General features: G+C 73.9%; 2 protein-coding genes. Both read left to right on the top strand.

All coding sequences use genetic code 11. The annotated features are described in order from the left end of the window. Positions 1 to 1,419, top strand: a 1,419-nt coding sequence (locus CIK81_RS17780; RefSeq protein ID WP_147272377.1) for a PD-(D/E)XK nuclease family protein, incomplete at its 5' end; no start/stop codon positions are given. Further along, on the top strand, positions 1,416 to 2,552 hold a 1,137-nt coding region (locus CIK81_RS17775; protein ID WP_147272376.1), incomplete at its 3' end, for a UvrD-helicase domain-containing protein. The genes CIK81_RS17780 and CIK81_RS17775, both read left to right, overlap by 4 nt.

Below are 2,552 nucleotides of genomic sequence, written 5' to 3'. Positions count from 1 at the left end.
GGAGCGATGGACCTCGTCGAACAGGTGCGCGGCCAGGCCGTCGTCGAGGACACCCTCGCTGCCGCCTCCGCCCCGCGCGGCCGCGTCGCCGTGCTCACCCCCGCCCAGCTCGCCGGTGAGCATCGCGACACCGTCGTGCTCGCCCGGATCCAGGAGGGGGCCTGGCCGGATCTCCGCCTGCGCTCGACGCTGTTCGGCGCCGCCGAGCTGTCGCTGGTCGCCGCGGCGCGGCAGGGCGCCGAGCTGCCCGGCGATCCCGAGTCGCTGCGAGCGATCCAACGCAGCCAGGTGATCGCCGACGAACTGCGCCTGGCGATCAGCGCCATGGCCCGGGCTCGCACCCGCGTGCTCGTCACCGCCGTGCAGGACGATCAGCTCGAGCCCTCCGCCCTCCACGAGGCCTGCGCGGCGCTCGCCGATGCCGGGGGCCCGCCGTGGATCGACCTCGAGCATCTGCGCCAGGATCCCGGCCCCGCCCCGGATACCCGCCAGCTGGTCGCGGCGCTGCGTCGCCGTCTGCACGACGGGGACCCGCAGCGCGCGCAGGATGCCGCGCGCGCACTGGACTCCCTCGCCGCGGCCGGCGCCCCGGGGACGGATCCGACGCGCTGGTACCACCAGGACCCCAGCAGCAGGGAACCGCTGCACGCACCGGGCACCGTGATCTCGCTGTCACCCTCGGCCCTGGAACGCGCCGTGGACTGCCCGCAGTCCTGGCTCATGGAGCGCGCCGGCGGCACCCGCGCAGGCGGTCCCGCCCAGCTCATCGGCACCGCCTTGCACCATCTCGCCCAGGTCCATCCGCGCGGGTCGGACGGCGGCCCCGAGGACCTGCTCACGGAGCTGCACACCCTGCTGCGCAGCGTCCCGGGCACCGAGACCTGGTCCGGACGGCGCCGGGTGCGACGTGCCGAGGATGCGGCCCGCCTGCTCGACGAGCACCTCCGCTCGGCCGGGGAGCCGCTCGCCGTCGAGGCACCGTTCGAGGTGGAGCTGGGAAGGGTGCGCCTGCGCGGCAGCATCGACCGCATCGAGGGCGACGCGACCGGGCTGCGGGTCGTCGACCTCAAGACCGGTCGCAGCGCGAAGACGGCGAAGGCCGCCGAGGACGACCTGCAGCTGGCCGCCTATCAGGCAGCGGTGCGGGATGGCGCGCTCGCCGAGCAGCTCGGCGAGGACGCCCCGGAACGACTGAACGGCGCCCAGCTGGTGTACGTCGGCACCGGCGGCCGCAAGGCCTCGGTGCGCACCCAGGCGGCGCTGGACCGCGCCGAGGACCCCGCGTGGTTCGACGAGCTCGTCGCGGAGGTGTCCCAGGACGTCTCCGGCCAGCAGGTCACCGCCCGCTTGAACACCCATTGCTCCCAGTGCGCGGTGCGCAGCAGCTGCCCGCTGCAGCCCGAAGGAGATCAGCTATGACCCCCGCGACGCTCACGGCCTCCCGCCTGGCCGCCCTGCTCGAGCAGCCCCCTCCCACACCGGAGCAGGTCTCCGTGATCGAAGCGCCGATGGCCCCGATGCTGGTGGTGGCGGGAGCGGGCTCCGGGAAGACCGAGACTATGGCCTCGCGCGTGGTGTGGCTGATCGCCAATGGGGTGGTCGAGCCGCGCCAGGTGCTCGGACTGACCTTCACCCGCAAGGCCGCCCATGAGCTCTCGGCACGGATCTCCACGAGGCTCGCCGCGCTCGCCGGGGCTATGCGGGCGGAAGGGATGACCCTCCCGACCGGCCTGGAGCGCGGCCACGACGACCTGGTGGGCCAACGACCCCTGGTCCACACCTACAACGGGTTCGCCCTGGACCTGGTGCGCGAGCACGCGCTCGCCGTCGGCATCGACCCCGAGCTGACCATGATGTCCACCTCCGCGTCCTGGCAGCTCGCCCACTCCCTCGTCGAGGGCTGGGACGATTCGCTGGACCTCGAAGCCTCCCCGGCCACGCTCACCGCCGCGCTGCTGTCCCTGACCTCGTCGATCGCGGACCATCTGGTGACCCCGGACCAGCTGCGCGCGCATCTGGAGACCGTGCGCGACCACCTCTCGGGGATCCCGCTCCAGGTCGAGGGGAAGCGGCGCACCACTCCCAAGGCCGTCGCCTCCGTGCTGAGCGCCCTCGAATCGCGACTGGCCCTGATCCCGCTGCTCGAGCGCTTCGCCCAGGTGCGGGCCGAGAGCTCCGCGCTGGACTTCGCCGACCAGGTCTCCCTCGCGGCTCGGGTGGCGCGCGAGGTGCCCGCCGCGGGTCGGCTCGCCCGACGGATGCACCGGGTGGTGCTGCTCGACGAGTTCCAGGACACCTCGGTCGCGCAGCTCCAGATGCTCACCGACCTGTTCGGGCCCGGGCACGCCGCCTGCGCCGTCGGCGATCCCCAGCAGGCGATCTACGGCTGGCGCGGCGCCTCGGCGGCCTCCTTGGCCGGCTTCGCCGAGGCCTTCGCGACCGACGACGCCCCCGTGCTGCAGCGCACGCTGTCCACCTCCTGGCGCAACGATGAGGCGGTCCTCGAGGACGAGCTCGGGCTGCAGGCCCCCGCCACCTGGGACGAGTTCCGC

It is taken from the genome of Brachybacterium sp. JB7 (assembly GCF_003335205.1).
Taxonomy (GTDB): Bacteria; Actinomycetota; Actinomycetes; order Actinomycetales; family Dermabacteraceae; genus Brachybacterium; species Brachybacterium alimentarium.
This window is presented reverse-complemented; position numbering and strand designations above follow the sequence as displayed.